Source organism: Chitinophagaceae bacterium (assembly GCA_007695095.1).
Taxonomy (GTDB): domain Bacteria; phylum Bacteroidota; class Bacteroidia; order Chitinophagales; family REEL01; genus REEL01.
Window position 1 is genome coordinate 21,768 of sequence record REEL01000096.1, and the last position, 21,266, is coordinate 43,033.

At 36.1% G+C, this 21,266-nt stretch carries 20 protein-coding genes and 1 tRNA gene; 19 read left to right on the forward strand and 2 right to left on the reverse strand.

From position 1 onward, the window contains the following. Window positions 1–105: 105 nt before the first annotated feature. The 17 genes from EA412_05930 (at window position 106) to EA412_06010 (ending at window position 17,855) form a co-directional block, all read left to right on the forward strand. Window positions 106–2,262 carry a hypothetical protein gene (locus EA412_05930; protein TVR79694.1) on the forward strand — a complete coding sequence of 719 codons (2,157 nt, stop codon included), beginning with the start codon at window positions 106–108 and terminating at the stop codon, window positions 2,260–2,262. Window positions 2,263–2,333: 71 nt separating this feature from the next. Next, window positions 2,334–3,515 carry a pyridoxal phosphate-dependent aminotransferase family protein gene (locus tag EA412_05935; GenBank protein TVR79695.1) on the forward strand — a complete coding sequence of 394 codons (1,182 nt, stop codon included), beginning with the start codon at window positions 2,334–2,336 and terminating at the stop codon, window positions 3,513–3,515. Next, a complete protein-coding gene (locus EA412_05940) occupies window positions 3,496–4,509 on the forward strand; it encodes a glycosyltransferase family 2 protein (GenBank protein ID TVR79696.1) in 1,014 nt (337 codons plus the stop codon). The genes EA412_05935 and EA412_05940 overlap by 20 nt, the downstream gene beginning before the upstream one ends. Before the next feature lie 18 nt (window positions 4,510–4,527). Beyond that, window positions 4,528–5,544, forward strand: coding sequence for a zinc-binding dehydrogenase (locus tag EA412_05945; GenBank protein ID TVR79697.1), 1,017 nt, complete (start codon window positions 4,528–4,530; stop codon window positions 5,542–5,544). 13 nt (window positions 5,545–5,557) lie between these two features. Continuing rightward, a complete protein-coding gene (locus EA412_05950) occupies window positions 5,558–6,457 on the forward strand; it encodes a bile acid:sodium symporter family protein (GenBank protein TVR79698.1) in 900 nt (299 codons plus the stop codon). A 109-nt stretch (window positions 6,458–6,566) separates the two neighbouring features. Beyond that, the gene (locus EA412_05955) at window positions 6,567–7,613 is read left to right on the forward strand and encodes a hypothetical protein (GenBank protein ID TVR79699.1); all 1,047 of its coding nucleotides are present in this window, start codon (window positions 6,567–6,569) and stop codon (window positions 7,611–7,613) included. Further along, window positions 7,610–8,902, forward strand: a complete 1,293-nt coding sequence (locus EA412_05960) for an NAD(P)/FAD-dependent oxidoreductase (protein TVR79700.1) — start codon at window positions 7,610–7,612, stop codon at window positions 8,900–8,902. Before EA412_05955 ends, EA412_05960 begins: the two co-directional genes overlap by 4 nt. Continuing rightward, window positions 8,880–9,248 carry an RNA-binding S4 domain-containing protein gene (locus EA412_05965; GenBank protein TVR79701.1) on the forward strand — a complete coding sequence of 123 codons (369 nt, stop codon included), beginning with the start codon at window positions 8,880–8,882 and terminating at the stop codon, window positions 9,246–9,248. The genes EA412_05960 and EA412_05965 overlap by 23 nt, the downstream gene beginning before the upstream one ends. A 41-nt stretch (window positions 9,249–9,289) precedes the next feature. Further along, complete coding sequence (gene alr, locus EA412_05970; protein TVR79702.1) at window positions 9,290–10,462, forward strand: alanine racemase; 1,173 nt, start codon at window positions 9,290–9,292, stop codon at window positions 10,460–10,462. Window positions 10,463–10,571: 109 nt separating this feature from the next. Then, window positions 10,572–12,116 carry a glutamate--tRNA ligase gene (locus EA412_05975; GenBank protein TVR79703.1) on the forward strand — a complete coding sequence of 515 codons (1,545 nt, stop codon included), beginning with the start codon at window positions 10,572–10,574 and terminating at the stop codon, window positions 12,114–12,116. Between the two features lie 12 nt (window positions 12,117–12,128). After that, the gene (locus EA412_05980) at window positions 12,129–12,356 is read left to right on the forward strand and encodes a hypothetical protein (GenBank protein TVR79704.1); all 228 of its coding nucleotides are present in this window, start codon (window positions 12,129–12,131) and stop codon (window positions 12,354–12,356) included. 37 nt (window positions 12,357–12,393) lie between these two features. After that, window positions 12,394–12,801, forward strand: a complete 408-nt coding sequence (locus EA412_05985) for a cobalamin B12-binding domain-containing protein (protein TVR79705.1) — start codon at window positions 12,394–12,396, stop codon at window positions 12,799–12,801. Then, window positions 12,801–13,583, forward strand: coding sequence for an enoyl-CoA hydratase (locus EA412_05990; GenBank protein TVR79706.1), 783 nt, complete (start codon window positions 12,801–12,803; stop codon window positions 13,581–13,583). Before EA412_05985 ends, EA412_05990 begins: the two co-directional genes overlap by 1 nt. A 51-nt stretch (window positions 13,584–13,634) precedes the next feature. After that, window positions 13,635–15,032 carry a class II fumarate hydratase gene (gene fumC, locus EA412_05995; GenBank protein TVR79707.1) on the forward strand — a complete coding sequence of 466 codons (1,398 nt, stop codon included), beginning with the start codon at window positions 13,635–13,637 and terminating at the stop codon, window positions 15,030–15,032. 46 nt (window positions 15,033–15,078) lie between these two features. Next, window positions 15,079–15,154, forward strand: a tRNA-Met gene (locus EA412_06000). 371 nt (window positions 15,155–15,525) lie between these two features. Continuing rightward, window positions 15,526–17,268 (forward strand): hypothetical protein, encoded by a 1,743-nt coding sequence (locus tag EA412_06005; protein ID TVR79708.1) that lies wholly within the window; start codon window positions 15,526–15,528, stop codon window positions 17,266–17,268. A gap of 50 nt (window positions 17,269–17,318) precedes the next feature. Then, window positions 17,319–17,855 (forward strand): T9SS C-terminal target domain-containing protein, encoded by a 537-nt coding sequence (locus EA412_06010; GenBank protein ID TVR79709.1) that lies wholly within the window; start codon window positions 17,319–17,321, stop codon window positions 17,853–17,855. A gap of 96 nt (window positions 17,856–17,951) precedes the next feature. Here EA412_06010 and EA412_06015 read toward each other — a convergent pair whose 3' ends face one another. Then, complete coding sequence (locus tag EA412_06015; GenBank protein ID TVR79710.1) at window positions 17,952–18,353, reverse strand: hypothetical protein; 402 nt, start codon at window positions 18,351–18,353, stop codon at window positions 17,952–17,954. 137 nt (window positions 18,354–18,490) lie between these two features. Between EA412_06015 and EA412_06020 the strand changes: the two genes are divergently transcribed. Further along, window positions 18,491–19,498, forward strand: coding sequence for a hypothetical protein (locus tag EA412_06020; protein ID TVR79711.1), 1,008 nt, complete (start codon window positions 18,491–18,493; stop codon window positions 19,496–19,498). A gap of 9 nt (window positions 19,499–19,507) precedes the next feature. Beyond that, entirely contained in the window at window positions 19,508–20,674 is a 1,167-nt protein-coding gene (locus EA412_06025) for a PQQ-dependent sugar dehydrogenase (GenBank protein ID TVR79712.1), read from the forward strand. A 256-nt stretch (window positions 20,675–20,930) separates the two neighbouring features. Here EA412_06025 and EA412_06030 read toward each other — a convergent pair. Next, window positions 20,931–21,266, reverse strand: a 336-nt coding sequence (locus EA412_06030) for a hypothetical protein (protein TVR79713.1), incomplete at its 5' end; no start/stop codon positions are given.

Below are 21,266 nucleotides of genomic sequence, written 5' to 3' on the forward strand. Positions count from 1 at the left end.
GTTTAATTAAGTTGTTGTTAATAAAATGTAAAAAAATAATTAACTTTTTTTCAGACTAATTATATAGAAATCCGTATTTTTATATTCAAACTAAAGTAAGAAATTATGAAAAAAATCTACTTCTTTTCCTCCGTTATTTTAACCTTCATTTTTGCTTGTTCCCAAAGCTTACAAGCCCAAAATGTGGGTGTCGGGACTACGAGTCCTGCTTCTAAACTATCAGTAGAGGGTGGTCTTTCAATAGGCTCTTCCTATGCTGATACTTACGCATCTCCTGTAAACGGTGCAATTATACAGGGAAATGTGGGTATCGGGCTTCACAACCCTACACAACGATTACACGTTAGCGGGAATGCTCGTTTTAATGATTATATAGGTGTGAACGTAAATCCTAATACATCTTACAGAATTTATGCCTATAACTCAGCCAATAATTATGCTCGCCTGGCAAGCAATAATTACGGTGTTTATGCGAAAGGCACAGATGCTGCAATATGGGGTTGGAATGATACGCAGAATGGTTTTGCAATTCGTGCTCAGCAAACTTCTTCCGGATATGGAATATATTCTGATGGTGAGGATAGTCGAAACTATTTCGAAGGAAATATTGGAGCCGGTGTGTTAAATCCTCAAGCTCAACTACATGTGAATGGAACTGTTCGCTTAGAAGGCTTAAATTTATCTACTGCTTCTCAGGCATTAATGATAGATGGTAGTGGTAATTTATCCCGCAGGAATTTGAATATTAATGATTGGGATGCAGCTTACGGCTGGGGAGATCATTCAACACAAGGTTATTTAGATGAGGAAGTTGACCCAAGTTGGAATGGTGCAATAACTCCAACAGGAATTATTCACAGAACAGGTAATGTGGGTATAGGTTTAAACGATCCGGTTGCAAAGCTTCAGCTGCGTGATGGAAGCGGTCAAAATTTAATTTTAGAAAACTTTACTACTTCAACAGGTGCTTTTGTCGGACAATATTTCAAGGTACATACAGTAAATAGTTCAGGAAACAGAAAAGGAGCTATATTTTATGAACGCAGAGGAAGTTTTGGTAGAGGTAGCCTGCATTTTGCAACAAATAATGCCGGAGACAATGCAAATGCTACTTTAAGCGATGCCAGAATGACTATAGATATGAATGGGAATGTGGGTGTGGGAACTACCTCACCCGGAGCTTTATTTGAAGTCAGAACTTTAGGTCCCGGTGTAATAGCAAACTTTAACGCATACAATAATTCCAACCCCAGCGTAGTGATTGAAGCTGAAAGTGGCGCACCGGGCTATGGAGTTGTCAGAATGAGAAATGCAGCAGATAATACAGACAGGGTTGTATTTGCGGCAAACTCAAATTCATTTATCCATCCGGATGCCGGTAATTTTGGAGTAGGTCTTACAAATCCTTCTGAAAGATTACATGTGAATGAAAATGTGAGAATTGACGGTAATGGTATAGCTTTAAATTCGAGTAATAAAGCTAATGCTAACATTATTTTAGGTGAGAATTCATTAGTGGGAAGAATAGGATTTAAAAATGTCGCGGGAACGGGTTTTATAGATGATGTTTATGAACCAATGATTTATGCATTGCATTCAGGGACCGTTAGTGGCAGTGGAAGTTCATCTTTGGTAATGCAGGCCGGCGGAACATCTCATTCAAATAGAAATATTTATATGAGAACATCAAATCAAACAAGACTTTATATCGACGATGGAGGAAATGTAGGAATCGGAACAACAAACCCTCAGGCACTTTTACACCTTAACGGAGATATGGCAGTTCCCTGGAATTTTGTTTTGAATCATCAAAATGATGCTTTTGGTGCTAATTCTTCGAGACCTATATTGAAGAAAGGGTGGACTTCACCAACAAGTGATTTTTTATATTTTGGTGCTACCGGAAATACAGACAATAGTATTCAGGCAGCTATGTTTATGTCTCGTTTTCAAGGTATTTCTTTTGGAAAAGGGCATAATAACGGAGATCAGTTAAGTCAGACTCACCTTACAATTAAAGAAGATGGTGATGTGACTATGCATGATAATTGGTTGGAAGATGGTTATTTGAAGCATAATGACTGCTTTTGGTCTGAAAATCTTGGTCATAGTGCTCCTTCAAGTTATGAATTGCCCGGAGACAGTGGAAGGCAAACGGAGTTTATTTGCCCTGATGGATACTATATGACCGGCACAAGAGCAAGAGTAAATAGCAATAAAGATCGTATGATGTCTATTCAAATAAGATGTTGCAGATTCTAACGGCTTGAAAATTTAATTTTAAAGGGAAGGTAGGTTACTGCCTTCCCTTTTTTATTTTTGCTTAAAAAAAAGTGAAAGAACCTAAACATTTATCTCAAAAGCTGGAGGGTAGAAAGTCTTTAAATCTTTTGAGAAAACTTTCTGTAAATGATGCTTCTATTGACTTTTGTTCCAACGACTATCTGGGTTTAGCGAAATCTGTTTTTTTTCAAAAACTTTGTCAGAAGAATTATGAAAAATTAATTCAAACCGATTCAATAAAGCACATAAATGGTTCTTCAGGCTCACGGCTAATCAGCGGAAATAATACTTTAATTGAAGATTTAGAAAAGCAGATAGCAGACTTTCACAACAATGAAGAGGCCTTAGTTTTCAATTCGGGTTATACGGCTAATCTTGCTGTTTTATCATCTGTTCCAAAAAGAAATGATATCATACTGTATGATGAATTAATACACGCCTCATTAAGAGACGGTCTGAAGCTTTCTAAAGCCTTTTCGGCCGGCTTTAAACATAACAGCATAGAGGAGGTTGAAAAACTCATAAATGAGCATGCCGGTAAAAAAGAAAACATTTACATTGTTTTGGAAGCAGTCTATTCTATGGATGGAAAAATAACAGATTTGCACTCTTTCGTACAATTGAAAAATAAGTTTAGTAATGTTTTTATAATACTCGATGAAGCACATTCTGTTGGTGTAATCGGTGAAAAAGGGGAGGGGCTTTCTGCTTCATTGAATTTACAAAATGAAGTTTTTATTTGCATCTACACTTATGGAAAAGCTTTTGGTTTATACGGTGCATCTGTTGTTTGTTCGCGTTTAACAAAAGCCTATTTAATAAATTTTGCCAGACCACTCATCTATTCAACTGCTTTACCAATTTATAGCATTATATCCTTGAAAACTGCTTATGACAAAATGTCACAACTTAATAATAGAAGATTAAAAATCAGTCACTTGCAAGAGTTATTTGTTAAGATGTTACAAGTTTATAAAAGCCACTTATTAAATGATGGTGAACACCCGATTCAGGGGATAAAGTTGTCAGGGAGTTCAAAAGTTTTTGAGTTGGCAGCTTATTTAAGGTCCCAAAATTTAAATGTAAAAGCAATCGTTTTTCCAACTGTCCCCCGAAATATGGAGTTGATTAGAATCACTTTTCATTATTATAATTCCAAAAAAGAAGTTTTGCATCTTGCGGAAAGTTTGGAAAAATATTTAAAAAAATACCATGCCGAATCCAGCTCCTGAGATTTCTGTTTTAATGCCCGTGAAAGATGAATCTTTGTACTTAGAGGATTGCCTCATTAGTATTATAAATCAAAGTTTTGAAAACTGGGAATGCATAGTTATTGATGACAGCTCAATGGATAATACTCCTGATATTTTAGAAAGCTTCAGCAAAACAGACAAACGAATCAAGTGGTACCGGAATGAAGGCAAGGGAATTATTCCTGCATTGCAAATGGCTTATAAAAAGAGTACCGGTAAGTTTTTAACCAGAATGGATGGAGATGATTTAATGCCAAAGGAAAAGTTAAAGCTTTTATATCAAAAGTTGATACACTCTGATGCACAGATATCAACCGGTTTGGTTAAGTATTTTCCGGAAAACGAAATTAATGAAGGTTATCAGAAGTATCAAAATTGGTTAAATGATATTCAGGTAAGAGATTTGCATTATGAAGAAATCTACAGAGAATGTGTAGTTGCATCGCCAAACTGGCTGATAAGCAGGGAGGATTTTGATGCAGCGGGAGCCTTTTTTAGCGATATTTACCCGGAAGATTATGAATTAGTGTTTCGCTGGTACAAAAAGCAATTTAAAATAGAGGCTGTTCAAGAGATTACTCACCTTTGGAGAGATCATCCCAAAAGAGTTTCCAGAACACATCAACATTATAAAGACCAGCATTTTTTCGATCTAAAATTCCGGTATTTTCTTGAATTAGATTATCGGGAAGATAAGGAATTAATCCTTTGGGGTGCGGGTTTAAAAGGCAAATTAGGGGCTAAAATTCTGAAGAGAAATAATATAAAATTCAGATGGTGCTGTAATAATGAAAATAAAGTGGGGCATATTGTAAATGGGGTAAAAATGGAATACTTTGACATAGTTGAAAATCCGATTAAACCCATTCAGATTATTGTTGCTGTTTCACAAAGAAATCAGGGAGATTCGATTAGTGAGTATTTTAGCCGATTAGGTTTCCAAAAGATGAAAGATTATTATTTTTTCTGTTAAAAGCATAACTTTAAACCTATGAACAGAAGTGTATACTCATTAAAAAAGGCGGGTTCATTTAAAAATCTGCATCTCACAACTGAAAATTTAGCTGACCCGCAAAAGGATGAGGTACAAATTTCTGTTAAAGCTATAGGGTTAAATTTTGCTGACATATTTGCTATTCAGGGCTTATACAGCGCAACGCCCAAAGGTATTTTTATCCCGGGACTGGAATTTTCCGGTATGATTCATAAAGTAGGTAAGGATGTTACCGACTATAAAATAGGCGATAGAGTAATGGGCGTAACCCGATTCGGCGCTTACGCAGATTTTTTAAATATAGATGCAGATTATGTATTTCGCTTACCGGAGGATTGGTCATTCAGCGAGGGTGCAGCTTTTCCGGTACAGGCTATAACTGCTTACTATGCTTTGTTTAATCTTGGCGATCTTCGGGCTTCTGATACTGTATTAATTCATAGTGCAGCCGGAGGGGTTGGGCTTTTGGCAAACAGATTAGCTAAAAAGGCAGGTGCTTATACTATTGGCACTGTGAGTTCTGTTGAAAAAATCGAGCTGCTAAAAAAAGAAAACTATGATGCTTACATAGTTAGGGATAAAAACTTTGAAAATAATCTTCAGCAAGCAATTAAAGGTCGCGAGTTAAATCTTATTTTGGAGTGTATAGGTGGAGAAATTTTTAAGACCGGATATAAATTACTGACTCCAATGGGTAGAATAGTGGTTTATGGAGCGGCAACTTTTGCACAAAACTTAAACAGTCCCAACCCATTGAAATTATTGTGGAAATATCTGAACAGACCGGTTTTGGATCCTTTAAAAATGATGAGTGAAAACAAATCTGTAATGGCATTCAATTTGATTTGGCTATATGATAAAAAAGCATTTTTAAAAAGTGTTTTTCGGGAGGTTGTAAATCAAAATCTACAACAACCGCTTGTCGGTCATGAATTTGAATTTAAAAATATGATGCAGGCACTCGAACTGTTCAGAAGTGGAAAAACATCAGGAAAAGTAATTGTAAAAGTATAAACTAAATAGAAAATTGTTCTTAAGCATACAAGATATTCAACTCAACTACAATGAAAGCGCAGGCTGGTTATTAAATATAATACTGGCTTTTGTAATGCTAGGGGTGGCTTTGGGGTTAAAAATATCTGATTTTAAGCAGGTAATGTTATTTCCTAAAGCTTTTCTGACAGGTGTTTTTGCACAATTTATTTTACTGCCATTCCTTACCTTATGTTTGGTGCTTCTTTGGAACCCTCATCCTGCCATAGCTTTAGGGATGTTTTTAGTAGCTGCATGTCCCGGGGGAAATGTTTCTAATTTTATAAGCAGATTGGCCGGTGCCAATACAGCACTTTCAATATCTCTGACGGCTACAGCAACCGCTTTAAGTGCTTTTATGACACCAATCAATTTTGTATTTTGGGGAAGTCTTTACGAGCCTTCGTCATTATTGATGCGCTCAATTGAAATGGATGTTTGGCAACTTTTTGTATCTATATTTTTGGTGCTGGCACTTCCTCTGACAATGGGTTTAATTATTACCAGATTATTCCCCTTATTTGCTCAAAAAGCAGGAAAAGCAATTCGCTTAATATCTTTTTTTGTTTTTGTTCTATTTATAGTAATAGCTTTTTCTGCTAATTACAGAAATTTTATAGATTTTATTGACTATGTTTTTGGGTTGGTTTTAATTCATAATTTTTTAGCACTTTTTGGAGGATTTTTATTAGCAACGCTCAATGGTTTAAGTATGAAAGACAAAAAATCAATCACAATAGAAACCGGAATTCAAAATAGTGGACTTGGTTTATTAATCATTTTTTCATTTTTCGGGGGCATGGGTGGAATGGCAATTGTAGCTGCCTGGTGGGGCATTTGGCATATTATTGCCGGTTTACTGATATCTTTTGTGTTTTCAAGAATTAAATCCTGACTTTAGAATTCATTTCATTTTTTTTATCATTAGATTTAATTTCATTTAGATTTTATTAATGATTTTAAGGATTTAGCTTAAGTTCGTTGAATATTTTTTTAGAAAATCTATAAACAAATTACATTTGAAAGTTCTGAAAAGGCTATGGTATAGGTTTTTTCAAATTTGGGTTGGTATAGGCCTGAGTTTTTATTTTAGAAAAATTCTGATAGAAGGAAAAGAAAATCTTCCACAAAATGAACCGGTACTTATTTTGCCGAATCATCAGAACTCCTTAGTGGACGCTATTTTACCTACTTGTAAGGTAGATGGACAAATGCATTATTTAGTAAGAGCAGATGTTTTTAAAAATAAGTATGCCGATAAATTTCTTCGATCTTTGAATCTGATGCCTGTTTACAGAAAAAGAGACGGTATCTCCGAACTTTCAAAAAATGAAATCATTTTTAATGAATGTGTAAAGCTTTTAGAGAACAAAGAACGAATTATTATTTTCCCTGAGGCAGGTCAGGTGATGGCCAGGAGCTTACGAAGTTTATCGAAGGGGTTTACCCGGATAGCATTCAAAGCCATGGAAAAAAGTGATTTTAAAACAGAAGTATGGTTAGTGCCATTGGGTATTAGCTATGAGAGTTATTTTTGTTTTCATTCAGTGGTCAGAATTCGTTTTGGAAAAGCCGTAGCTCTCTCTGAATATGTTGATTTATATAAAGAAAATCCGCAAAGAGCCGCTATAAAGCTTACGAATGAGATTTATCAAAAAATAAAACCCCTTATGGTACATTTTGATAGCTATGAAGAAGAAAAAAAACGCTTTCATCCAAATTTACCGGGTGAATTAGCAACACTGCCCGAGTATTTTCAAAACCCAAATAATCCACAGGAAAGAGATTTTGAATTAATAAAAAAAAGAGGAGAGGGCTTACTGGTAAAAATTACTCATTTCCCGGTTTTACTACTGCAGAATTATATATTGGTTACATTTATGCCTAACAAAAATTTTAAGCCTGCCGTCACCATAGTATCGGGATTAATTTTGTTTACAATCTATTATATTCTAATCTTATTGATTTCATTTTTAGTATTTTCTAATATTTTATCAGGAGTTCTCATTGTAGCTTTATTTTTGGGAATCATAAAATTCAATCCTAAATGATAGACGATGACAACCATAAAAATAAACTTGCAATAGCTGACGAAGTCTATGACTTGATAGTCGTTGGAGGAGGAGCTGCCGGTTTTTTCACTGCTATACGGACTAAAGAACACAATCCTTCGATGAAAGTATTGATATTGGAAAAGTCTGATAAGATTCTATCAAAAGTTCGGATTTCCGGTGGAGGAAGATGCAATGTAACGCACAACTGTTTTAATAATACTGAATTGCTCAAAGCCTATCCACGGGGTAACCGCTTTCTGAAAAAGGTTTTTCCAGAGTTTGGTGTAAAAGAAACGGTAAATTGGTTTGAGAAAAATGGAGTCCCCCTAAAAATCGAGAAAGACGGTCGTATGTTTCCGGTTTCGGATAATTCTGCAGATATTATTAACTGTTTTTTAAAAAAATGTAATCAGCATTCAATTGAGATTGTGCTAAAAAGCCCCGTATCCGGTATTAAAAAGCAAGATGAGCTATTTTATATTCAAACGAAAAATAAGACTTATACTGCACGAAAGTTAATGGTTGCTGTGGGTGGTTATACCAAAATTGAACAGTATAAGTGGATACAAGAGCTCGGACATAAAATAATAAACCCTGTACCATCTCTTTTTACTTTTAACATACCCGAAAAAAAATTACATAATCTGGCAGGTGTGTCTCTTGAAAATTCAGAGGTTTTTCTTGAAAATAGTAAATTTACTTCAAGCGGCCCTCTCCTAATCACTCATTGGGGCTTGAGTGGACCGGCTATTTTAAAATTGTCTTCATTAGCTGCTGAATATTTGAATGAAAAAAAGTATAACTTTAATATACGAGTAAACTGGAATAAGGACTTTACAGAAAAATTTCTCAGTGAAAAAATGGAAAATTTTCAGAAAACACATAAAAACAAAAAGATTCGTAACACTTCAATAGAGCCTATTCCAAACAGGCTTTGGCTTTATTTGCTTGAAAAAGTTCTGCAAGGAAAAGATAAAAGCTGGGGTGAGTTGGCAAAAAAAGAAAAGAATAAATTAATTGAGATTTTGTTTCGCAGCCCTTATAATGTTGAAGGTAAAACAACTTTTAAAGAAGAGTTTGTCACCTGTGGAGGAATAGATTTACAAGAGATAAATTCTAAAAATATGGAAAGTACTCTCCATAAAGATTTGTATTTTTCCGGTGAAATTCTGAATATAGACGCAGTAACCGGAGGGTATAATTTTCAGGCGGCATGGTCATGTGCGGCTATAGCTGCAAAACATATTGCACAACTGAATAACAATGGAAAAAGTACGACTAGATAAATGGTTATGGGCAGTTCGGATTTTTAAATCCAGATCAATAGCTTCTGAAGCCTGCAATGGTGGAAAAGTAAAGGTTGACGGAAATTCTGTCAAACCGGCTTTTACTTTAAAGGGAAGTGAAAAATTAATGATTCGAAAAAATAAAGCGAATATGGAGCTGAAAGTTTTGAATCTTATTGAAAAGAGGGTCTCTGCTGATAAAGCAGCAAATTGCTATGAACTGATAAAGCTCACTCAGGATGAGGAAAATGCGGGAATCTATCAAAAATATCCAAACAGAGAAAAAGGAGAGGGGCGTCCAACCAAAAAAGACCGTAGAAACCTGGGAAAGTATTTAGATAAATAATTTTAGGAAAAGTAGAGTTAGTACAAGTTAAAAAATAGTTAATGAAGCATACATCTTATTTAGAAATTGATAAATCGGCATTTAAAAAGAATTTAAATTTCTTCAAAAAACTCTTAGGTCCCGGCGTACTGTTTTCTTCCGTAGTAAAATCAAATGCTTACGGTCATGGCATTAAAGAGTATGTAACTATGGCAAAATCTTGTGGAGTAAAACACTTTTCAGTTTTTTCAGCACATGAAGCCCAGGAGGTTATAGAAACCGGTGTTTGCGATGAGGATGCTGACATTATGATTATGGGTTATCTTGAAGATGTAGAAATTAAATGGGCTATTGAGCAGGATATCGAAATTTATATTTTTCATCTTGAACGATTGAAATACGCCATTAAAATGGCCGAAAAGCTTAATAAAAAAGCCAGAATCCACATTGAGGTTGAAACAGGCTTAAACAGAACCGGTATTGATTATGATGAACTGGACGACTTGATTCCTTTAGTACAGGAAAATGCTGATAAATTGATTTTAAAAGGTCTGTGTACTCATTTTGGAGGAGCTGAAAGTATTGGCAACTACTTTCGTATAATGCAGCAAATTGAGACGTATAAGAAAATTAAAGAAAAGCTTTCTTCTCATGAACTTAGTTTTGAGTATTATCATCAGGTGAGTTCTGCGGGTGTTTTTAGTTATCCGGAAGCTATCGGAAATATGGTCCGAATTGGAATTGCTCAATACGGCCTTTGGCCGAGCAGAGAAGTTTATATGTCTTACATTACTAAAAATAAACTAAAAAGTGACCCTTTAAAAAGGCTAATCAGCTGGAAAAGTAAAGTTATGGAGATTAAAAATGTGAAAGCCGGAGATTTTGTCGGTTATGGCATGAGTTATATGGCTCCAAAAAATATTAAAGTTGCTTTGGTTCCGGTAGGTTACGCCTACGGATATAGCCGCTCATTAAGTAATTTGGGCCGGGTTCTTTTACATGGAAGAAGAATTGGAGTCATTGGTACGATTAACATGAATATGATGGCAATAAATATCACAGATGTGCCTAATGTAAATTTAGGAGATGAAGTGGTGCTGGTAGGTAGACAAGGAAGACAAGAGATATCAATCGGGTCATTCGGAGAAATGAGTAATCAGCTCAATTATGAACTTTTGAGTCGTCTTCCAACCAAAATTCCCCGGTATATTATTGAAAAACAAAAGCCGATTTAAGGTTTTAGTTTAAAAAATGAATAAATTTTAGTTTATCGGTGATAGCTTTTTCTATGGTTTAAAACAGCTTTAAAGGCAATTTTCCTTATTTTTGTAGCAAATAATATATATGTCAGATAAAAATAAAATAAGAGTTCGTTTTGCTCCAAGCCCTACAGGACCTTTACACATTGGTGGAGTGAGAACAGCATTATATAACTACTTATTTGCGAAGCATAATGGAGGGACTTTCATTCTTAGAATTGAAGATACAGATCAGACGCGCTATATAGAAGGTGCAGAGAAATATATCATAGAATCACTGGAATGGTGCGGTATAAAATGTGATGAAGGACCTCATGTTGGCGGGAATTATGGACCTTACAGACAATCTGAACGAAAAGATACTTACCGGGTTCATGCTGAAAATTTAGTGGCAAAAGGACATGCCTATTATGCATTTGATACCCCGGAAGAATTGGAAGCCATGAGAGAAAGGCTCAAGGGGCAGGGTGTTCCTTCGCCTCAATACAATCATCTTTCAAGAGAATATATGCGAAACAGTTTAACCCTGTCAGCAGATGAAACCCAAAAATTGATAGCAGATGGCACGCCCTATGTTATCCGAATCAAAATGCCCCGAAACGAAGAAGTTAAGTTTGAGGATGTAATCCGCTCATGGATAGTTTTTCAGACCAATCAGCTTGATGACAAAGTTTTGTACAAATCTGATGGAATGCCCACTTATCATTTGGCCAATGTGGTGGATGATTATAATATGGAGATATCTCATGTAATAAGAGGAGAAGAATGGTTACCATCCGCTCCGCTTCATGTAATGTTGTATAAATATTTGGGATGGGAAGACAAAATGCCTCGTTTCGCTCATGTACCTTTAATTCTAAGACCTGACGGAAAAGGAAAATTAAGTAAAAGAGATGGTGACAAGCTGGGTGTTCCGGTATTTCCACTCGATTGGGAAGATCCTACATCTAAGGAAAAAGCAATGGGTTTTCGTGAGCAGGGCTATTTAAAAGAGTCTTTTTTAAATATTTTATTGTTTTTGGGATGGAATCCCGGTACAGAAAAGGAAATTTATCAGTTAGATGAAATGATTCAGGATTTTAGTCTGGAAAGAGTGGGTAAGGCCGGAGCAAAATTTGACGTAGACAAAGCTAAGTGGTTTAATCAGCAACACTTAAAAATAAAATCAAATGAAGACTTACTTGAATTGGTAAAACCCTATTTGAATGATACTATCAAACAAAAACCGGAGCAGTTTTTACTGAAGTTTATTGAGTTGATGAAAGAAAGAGCAACTTCACCACAGGATTTTTATGAATCCGGGAAGTATTTCTTTGGCTTACCTGAGAGTTATGATGAAAAAATGATTGCTAAAAAATGGAATGATAAAACCGAAGTCTTTTTTAAAGAGTTGCTTGATCAATTGAGTAGTTCAGCCATGTTTGATGCAACACAGTTTGAAAACCAGTTAAAAGTACTTATGGACAAGCAACAAATGAAAATGGGGGAGGTTTTGCCGGTTTTGCGAATAATGCTTTCGGGCACTATGCAGGGACCACCGGTTTTTGAATTAGCTGAACTACTGGGAAAAGAAGTTGTTGAAGAAAGAATAAAACATGCTATAGTATCATTTCCGGCGTTGATTAATTAAAAATACACAGTTATGCCTAAGAAAAAGTCAAAAGAAGGGAAACCTCAAGTAAATAAAGATCTGGAAGGATTTGAAATTCACATTAATGAATTTGGACAGATTATCTCTAATTATCCGGTTCATAAATTAAATACATTTCTCAATAAGAATGTAGATGATAAAAAATTGAGAGACAGAGAAGATTTGGAAGAATTAAAAGAAGGCAAAAAGTCAAAAGAAAGCAAGAAGAAAAAAAAATAACTTCTTCCGGCAAAATCACGAAATCTAAACCTAATTTATGAAAAGACCTGTAAGAGTATTAGTTGCAAAAATTGGACTTGACGGTCATGACCGGGGAGCGAAAATTATTGCTTCTGCATTGAAAGATGCCGGTATGGAAGTAATTTATACAGGATTAAGGCAAACCCCAGAGATGGTTGTTCAGGCAGCAATGCAGGAAGATGTTGATGCTATTGGCGTGAGTATTTTATCAGGAGCCCACATGACTGTCTTTCCAAAGCTTATCCAAATTATGAAAGATAAAGGAGTTGATGATATTTTATTGACCGGAGGTGGAATAATACCTGAAAATGATATTATAAAATTAAAAGAAATGGGCGTGGATGAACTTTTCCAACCCGGAACCCCAACGGTTAATATTGCCAATTATATTTATGAAAAAGTTAATCAAAAACGAAAAAAATGATGACAGATATTACACAATTACTTATTGAAAAAGACAATGGAATAGCGGTAGTTACCATAAATAAAGAGCAAAAAATGAATGCTTTAAACCGCAAATTAGTTGAAGAACTTAATCATGTTTTTACGGAGTTAAAGCAAGACAAAGAAGTGGTGGGTGTTATACTTACCGGGAAAGGCCAAAAAGCTTTTGCTGCCGGTGCAGATATAAGTGAGTTCACCGGATTGGATGAGTCTCAGGCTTATAATATGAGTAAAGAAGGACATGATACTTTTAATTTAATAGAAAATTTTCCCAAGCCGGTAATTGCTGCTGTAAATGGCTTTGCATTAGGTGGAGGTTGTGAATTAGCAATGGCCTGTCACTTTAGATATGCTTCTGAAAATGCAAAGTTTGGACAGCCGGAAGTAAATCTGGGTATAGTGCCCGGTTATGGTGGTACTCAGCGCTTGATTGCTTTAGTTGGAAGGGGAAGAGCAGCTGAGCTAATGATGACCGGTAATATGATTGATGCGCAGGAAGCCTATCGAATTGGATTGGTCAATAAAGTTACAGATATAGAAAACCTGTTGGAAGCTTCAAAGAAAACGATAAATACGATAGCTGCAAAAGCTCCTTTAGCAGTTACCGGTGTGATAGAGTGTGTTAATGCATTTAGTGACAGAACCCTGGATGGAATGGAAAGAGAAAGAAATGTTTTTGCCGGTTGTGCATCAACAGAAGATTTTAAAGAGGGAGCTACCGCCTTTATGGAAAAAAGAAAAGCAAATTTTAAAGGAGCATAGACACAGCATTTAAATATTATTAAATTAAAAAAACCAGAAATTAAATTTAGAATGGATTACAGAATTGAAAAAGATACCTTAGGTGAACTTAAAGTTGCAGCAGATAAATATTGGGGAGCTCAAACGCAGCGCTCAATTCAAAATTTTCCGATTGGAAATGATAATATGCCGATTGAGATTATCAGAGGTTTTGCTGTTTTGAAGAAAGCTGCAGCTATAACTAACCATCAAGCAGGTATTTTAGATGAGGAAAAGAAAAACCTGATTGTAGAAGTTTGCGATGAAATTTTAAGTGGAAAGCTTGACGATCAGTTTCCGTTAGTTGTATGGCAGACCGGTTCCGGAACTCAGAGCAATATGAACGTAAATGAAGTGATTGCAAACAGAGCACATGTTTTAGCCGGTGGAAAGCTAACGGATTCGGTTAAAAAAATTCATCCGAATGATGATGTAAATAAATCTCAGTCTTCTAACGATACTTTCCCAACAGCTATGCATATTGCGGCTTATACATTAATCGTCAGAAACACCTTGCCAAATATAGCTTTGCTTAGAAATGTTTTGCAGGAAAAGGCAGAGAAAAACATGCATATAGTAAAAATTGGCCGGACACACTTTATGGATGCAACTCCATTGACATTAGGACAGGAGTTTAGCGGATATGTGTCGCAATTGGATCATGCAATAAAAACCATCAGTAATTCATTAGACCACCTGGCAGAACTGGCATTAGGTGGAACTGCAGTAGGGACAGGAATTAACACACCGGAAAACTATGCAGAAAATGTAGCAGAAGTGATTGCAGACTTAACGGGACTTCCTTTTCGCACAGCAGAAAATAAATTTGAAGCTTTAGCAGCTCATGATGCTATAGTTGAATGTTCCGGAGCCTTAAAAACAGCAGCTGTTAGTTTAATGAAAATTGGAAATGATATCAGAATGTTATGCTCCGGTCCACGCTGTGGAATTGGTGAAATAAATATTCCTGCCAATGAACCCGGCTCATCTATAATGCCCGGAAAGGTAAACCCGACTCAGGCAGAGGCATTGACAATGGTTTGCGCTCAGGTGCTGGGAAATGATGTAGCTATAAATGTTGGTGGTACAAATGGACATTTTGAATTGAATGTGTTTAAGCCCATGATGATTTTTAATTTGCTGAATTCAGCCAGACTTTTGGGAGATGCCTCAAAAGCTTTTAATGACAACTGTGCAGCCGGTATTGAACCCAATCTTGAGCGTATTGACACTAACTTAAAGAACTCTTTGATGTTAGTTACTGCCCTAAATCCGGTTATTGGCTATGAAAATGCAGCTAAAATTGCCAAAAAAGCTCATGCTGAAAATAAAACCTTGAAAGAAGCAGCTATGGAATTGGAGTTAATTGATGCAGCTAAATTTGATAAAGTAGTAGACCCTGCAAAAATGATTGGAAAAATTAAAGAATAGTTTTGCATAGTCATTTTTAAAACTTAACTTTGCAGTCACAATATATCGCGGGGTGGAGCAGATGGTAGCTCGTCGGGCTCATAACCCGAAGGTCACAGGTTCGAGTCCTGTCCCCGCTACGAAAAAACCCGGTTTAAATTAAGCCGGGTTTTTTATTTTATACCCCTCTTGTCTTTTGTTTTAATTTTTTATAAGGACTCATACTCTTTGGTCATCTTTTTAATTTTAATAAAACTTTTAACAGAAAAAAAACTGCATTTTCATCACAGACTAATAGATATGTAATATTTTTTTGTATTTGTAGAAATCTTTAGAAATCCTCCAACTAGATGAAAGGCTTGTTAGAATAAGAGTTAAAGAATAATTGTAGAAATGCAGACGCAATTAAGTAGGATTAATCTCTATATGACATTATAATTAAGTATCACAAAGCAGTTATTTTGTGTTTTTTACTCTTCAATCTTTATTATAGATTTGAAAAAAAAAATAAGTTATGAATTTATCTACAAAAGTATTATCAGCATTTTTGACATTTAGCCTGCTGTTTTTATGTGGCAGTCATTTGGAGGCACAGACCCCTCAGGGCATTAATTATCAGGCAGTAGCCCGGGATGCAGATGGAAATCCCATCACAAACTCTAATATTGATGTGCAGTTTTCCTTATTATCCGGAAGTGCTAACGGTACTCTGGTTTGGGAAGAAACGCATTCAGCGAATTCAAACTCTTTGGGTTTATTCAATCTGGTGATTGGAGATGGTACAAATACCGGTGGCTCTGCCGCTTCATTTTCAGATATTGATTGGAGCGGTGACGATCACTTTTTAAAGGTCGAAGTAGACTTTGGAAGTGGTTTTACTGAGATGGGTACAACTCAGTTTATGAGTGTTCCTTATGCATTATCAGCACAAAGTGTTGTTGATATGCCGGTTATGGAACTGGGTGAATTAGATGATGTAAATACCTCAGGTGCATCTAATGGAGACGTATTACAATGGGATGGAAATAATTGGGTACCGGCTGCAGTAAGTGGTGGCGGTGGTGCACCAAGCGGACCGGCCGGCGGAGATTTAAGTGGAAGTTATCCTGATCCGGTTATAGCTGACAACGCAGTAACAGCTGATAAGTTGGATCAAATGGGAGCTTCAAGTGGACAAGTTCTACAGTGGGACGGTTCTTCATGGACTCCGGAAGATGTACCCGGAAGTAAATGGTCAGAAGACGGAAGTGATATTTATTATGATGACGGAAAAGTAGGTATAGGAACTGATGAGCCATATACAACATTGCATGTAGAAAACAATGAGGATATGGCCGGTTCAACTGCAGGAGAAGTTGATGGCGAAAATGCTGCGCTTACATTAGTGAATCCAGTAAATCTCGGTGCCGGAGCAATGACTGGTATTCGGTTTAATGTTAGTAGTGTATCTAATACAGGTGGGGCAATCGCTTTTGAAAGAACAGGTGGTCAATCGCAAGGTCGACTACATTTTGCAACAAAATCATCAAATGCAGTATCAAATGAAATACCAATTCGTATGACAATAAGTCAAGATGGAAATGTTGGTATTGGAACCACAAGTCCAAATACTTTGCTGGAAATAGCTAACCCATCCGGATCAGATACTGTTGGATTGCATATGCTTGGTAGTGATAACTACATAAGATTAAATAGCTGGAGAATTGGGGACCTAGGATCAGGAGGTATTGGCCCCGGTTCATTTGGTGGCGATATGGCAATTACACGAAATAATGTACCTCATTATACTTTTTGGATGTCTTATTTTAGACCAATGCCTGACAATACTGTTGCTTTAGGAGGTCTATCTAATAGATGGACAAGTGTTTTTGCATCAAATGGTACTATTAACACTTCTGACATGCGTGAGAAAACAAATATTCAAAACTCAACTTACGGTCTTAGTGAAGTAATGCAAATGCGTGCTGTAAATTTTGAATGGATAGATCGTCCGCAGGATGGAACTAAAATTGGTTTTATTGCACAAGAACTACTTGATATAGTGCCGGAAGTTGTAGTAACAAAAGAAAAAGTTGAAAATCGTGAAACCGGTGAAGTGACTTATGTAGAAGCAGAAAATTACGGTGTATATTATTCTGATTTACTCCCTGTTTTTTCAAGAGCCATTCAGGAACAACAAGCTATCATTGAGGCACAAAAAGAAGAATTAGATAAAATCAAGCAGGTATTGAAAGAGGCCGGATACTCTATAGATTAACATCGGGTGTTATATTTTTTAAACAGGTAATTGGTTGTTTTTGAAAAAAAATGACAATCACCAAAAAATTGATTAAAATGAAAAAAATAATATTAACAACATGTGTTTTCTTTATGAGTGCTATGCTTCTAAAGGCTCAGTCACTTAGCCCGACAGTAATCAGCTCATTAGGTGGTTTTTCTGAAAGCGGAGATTACAGCTTGAGTTTTACAGCCGGTGAAGCCGTGACAGAAACATTTTCTGCGAACGAGCATATACTTACTCAAGGGTTCCAGCAACCAATGCTTGTCTCTGTGAGTGTTCGGGAGAATGAAATGAATGAAAACTTCTCGGTAAATGCCTATCCTAACCCTACTTCTGATAAAGTCTTTATTGACATTAACAGTGATATGGGTGAAGATTTGTATTTGCAATTGTATGATATACTCGGACAAAAAATTCAGCACCCAATGCATATCAGTATGCAAAGTGGAAATTATGTACATGAATTAGACCTTACAGGATTGAGTTCAGGTATGTATATGGTAGAATTAAAGAATGAGTCGGGATTGCTAAAAGAAGTAATTAGAATTCAAAAAATACGTTAGTCTTTTTTAGTTTACACATAACTAAAACCAAAAGGCCTCAGTTTTTTAAACTGAGGCCTTTTTTCTTCTAAGTTAGTATAGACGAAAATTAATTTTTTAAAAGCTTAACAAACCACTGTATACAGAGTTTTTACTTTGTAAATTGTAGATGTATTCTCCTTCGGGTAAGTATCCTTTTTCTGTAGAAACTTTGTTGCCGGTGATGTTGTAACGAGTATCTACGATTTCTCCCTTTAGGTTGTATACATGAAGTGTATATGTATTGTTAAAGTTATTTTCAAAGTTGAAAGTGTAAGTGTCTTCTGATTTTTCAATTTCAAAAGCCGGTAATTTATCTAAAAGCATCGCCTCGTCAACTGAAGTATTAATGTCTAATTTCTTTAAATAAGCAGCCATTTCATCAGAATCTAAATGGAAACTTTTATCATTTTCTGAAGCAATTGCGATATTTAAAAATAAACTGATAATGATGCTAACTGATAATACTAACTTTTGCATAAAAAATGTTTTAAAATGAATAAAACGGAGAAAATTTGGAGGAGAGAGGCTGTTTCTTAATGGAAACAATGGTAAATTAGTATGTTATTTTTTATTTGTCAAGTTTTTTTTAAAAAAAATATTAATCCACAACAAAAATGAAGAAATGGATTTTTAGAATTTCGGGTCTTTTTGTAAGCGTTATACTGCTGTTTTACATCTATTTTCAGTTTGTTTATGAAATTAAGCTCATGGATTTTGATATGGAGTTTGAATATGCATATACTGATTTTCAGAGCGTAGATAAGTTTGATACACAAGACGGATATATGCTTTACTACCCTAATGACTTTGAACATGATTCTATTTCAGTTATAGTTTTTAATCATGGTTGGGCTGCTCATGATCCGGTAGCTTATGGTGCCTGGTTAAAGCATTTAATATTACAGGGTAATGCAGTTATTTATCCGAGATATCAAAATAGCATATTCACCTTGCCATCTGTTTTTACAGATAATGCAGCTAAGGCAGTTAAAGATGGATTGGAATATCTTGAGACTGAAATTGGTATCGCTCCCCGCAAGGATTTTATGGTTTATACCGGTCATTCATTTGGGGGAGTAATCTCTGTGAATTTGGCTGTAATGCATGAGGAATATGGTTTGCCTAAGCCGGTTTCTGTTTTTGCCGTACAAGCGGGACACGGTTCTTTTGGTATGGGAGAGGAAATAGATTATAGCAGATTTCCCGAGGAAACTAATCTCATTTTTGTTGTTAGTGAAAAGGACAGAATAACGGGGGATGTTTTTGCAAAAGAAATTTATGAGCTGAATGAGGGTTTGGATAAACGTATTTATGGCTATAAAATGTTTTATGATTCTCATAATGATGAAGTCTTAAAAGCCACACATGCTGACCCAATTGCCATGCATCCGGATTTTAGAATGAGAACAGCTTTTTGGATTTTAATTCATGCAACTATTGCCAATGAAATTAATCAGGCAGATATATACGGATTTTGGAGAATGTTTGATATAATTACTGATGCTGCATTTTCTAATGTGGGTTTAGAGGAAATTTTAGATAATCACACACCGGATGGTGAATTTTATATGGGTACATGGACAGATGGAACACCGGTAAAGCCCATGCAAAGAATATTTTAAACAAAATTTATGAAGCATTTATATTTGGTACTTATTGTTTTGTTCGTGGCCACTTCCTGTAAAACCTATTTAAGTAAAATTACGGAAGTTGAAGTTGGCGAAGTCCCACAGCAGGTGGAAGATGTTTTTATTGAAAATCCGGAAGGTATTCAGGTGGAAGTTTGGCAGGAGAATTTAGTAATACCCTGGTCACTTGTATTCTTACCGGATGGAAGTGCATTAGTCAGTCAGAGAACCGGAAGCATTATTTATATTAAAGATGGAGATATGCAAAACCAACCTTATGCTGTCATGCCTGATATTAGGCAAAAACACGGTACTGAAGGAGGTTTAATGGGACTGGCGGTGCACCCGGACTTTGAGAATCAACCCTATGTTTATGCTAAATATACTTTTGACGATGGAGAAGAATTTGACAATAGAGTTGTTCGATTTCGTCATGCCGGCAACAGGGGGATCTTTGATAAAGTTATTTTAAAAGGAATGCCGGCGGCAAATAATCACAACGGAGGTCGCATAAAATTTGGACCGGACGGAATGTTATATATAGCTACCGGTGAAATTTTTGACAGAAGTTTACCTCAGGATATGAATAGTCTGGGTGGCAAATTCCTGAGAGTCAAACCGGATGGGGATATTCCCCCGGATAATCCTTTTCCGGACTCTCCGATTTACACTCTGGGACATAGAAATGCACAGGGAATAGCGTGGCATCCTGAAACCGGTGATTTATTTTCATCAGAGCATGGTCCATCCGGAGAAATGCTTATTACGGGGAATGACATCATTAATATAATTTATCCGGGTAAAAACTATGGCTGGCCGAGAGTTGTCGGGCAGATGAATTACCCTGAGTTTGAAGATCCTATTATAATGTGGTCAAATGCTACGCCGCCCTCAGGCATGGATTTTTGGAATGGTGATTTGTATGTTGCTACATTACGCAGCCGCACACTTATCCGAATAGAATTAGAAAAAGACAGTAATTCTGATGATTACTCAATTCTAAATATCGAACGTTGGTTTTCGGCAAAGAGAAATGAAGGGACTTATGGTCGATTAAGGGATGTAGTTGTTGGTCCGGATAATGCGCTTTACGTTCTTACAAGCAACAGAGATGGACGAGGAAGTCCTCAGGAGGGAGATGATAAAATTCTCAGAATTACTAAAAAGTAAAAAAGCAGCCGATATTTACCTGCTGCTTCTAATTTTTTTTTGTTGAAAATTTTGTAAAGTCTTTTGATATTAGTGCTTAGGTAGCGACGATGTCTAAATGAGGGAACTCTCACAACATTTTCCATTTATATTCCTTTCTAACCCTTTTTTTTAAAAAAAAGGGTTAACAAAAAAATCGCGGCTGAATTCCTCCTTGACCCGCTAAGCTTTCACTTGCTAAAAATTTTAAACTCCTTGCGTCGAACAGTAAAATTTTTCACGCAAGATTCAAGCAGCGGGTACCCCAAGTCCGGAATAAAGGCCGCATCCCCTGCTGCGAATTGGCTTCTTTATGGTCTTTAAGCGTGTAGTTTGCTAAAAATATAAATACAAAAACCTTTCGTGCCGTTAGTCGGGCCTTGAGGGGTTGTCCAATAAAACAAGAAAACCGGAACGCGATCACGACAACTGTCTGAAGCACAGCTATCTGAAAATTTGGAAAATTTTCAGCGAATAGCGTAGCGAGTTTTGTCGTGATAGTGTAGGTTTTCGTAGTTTTATTAGGGCAAGGTCTCACAGCCCTTGATTTTTCTCTTTTATCTTTTTTATCAAG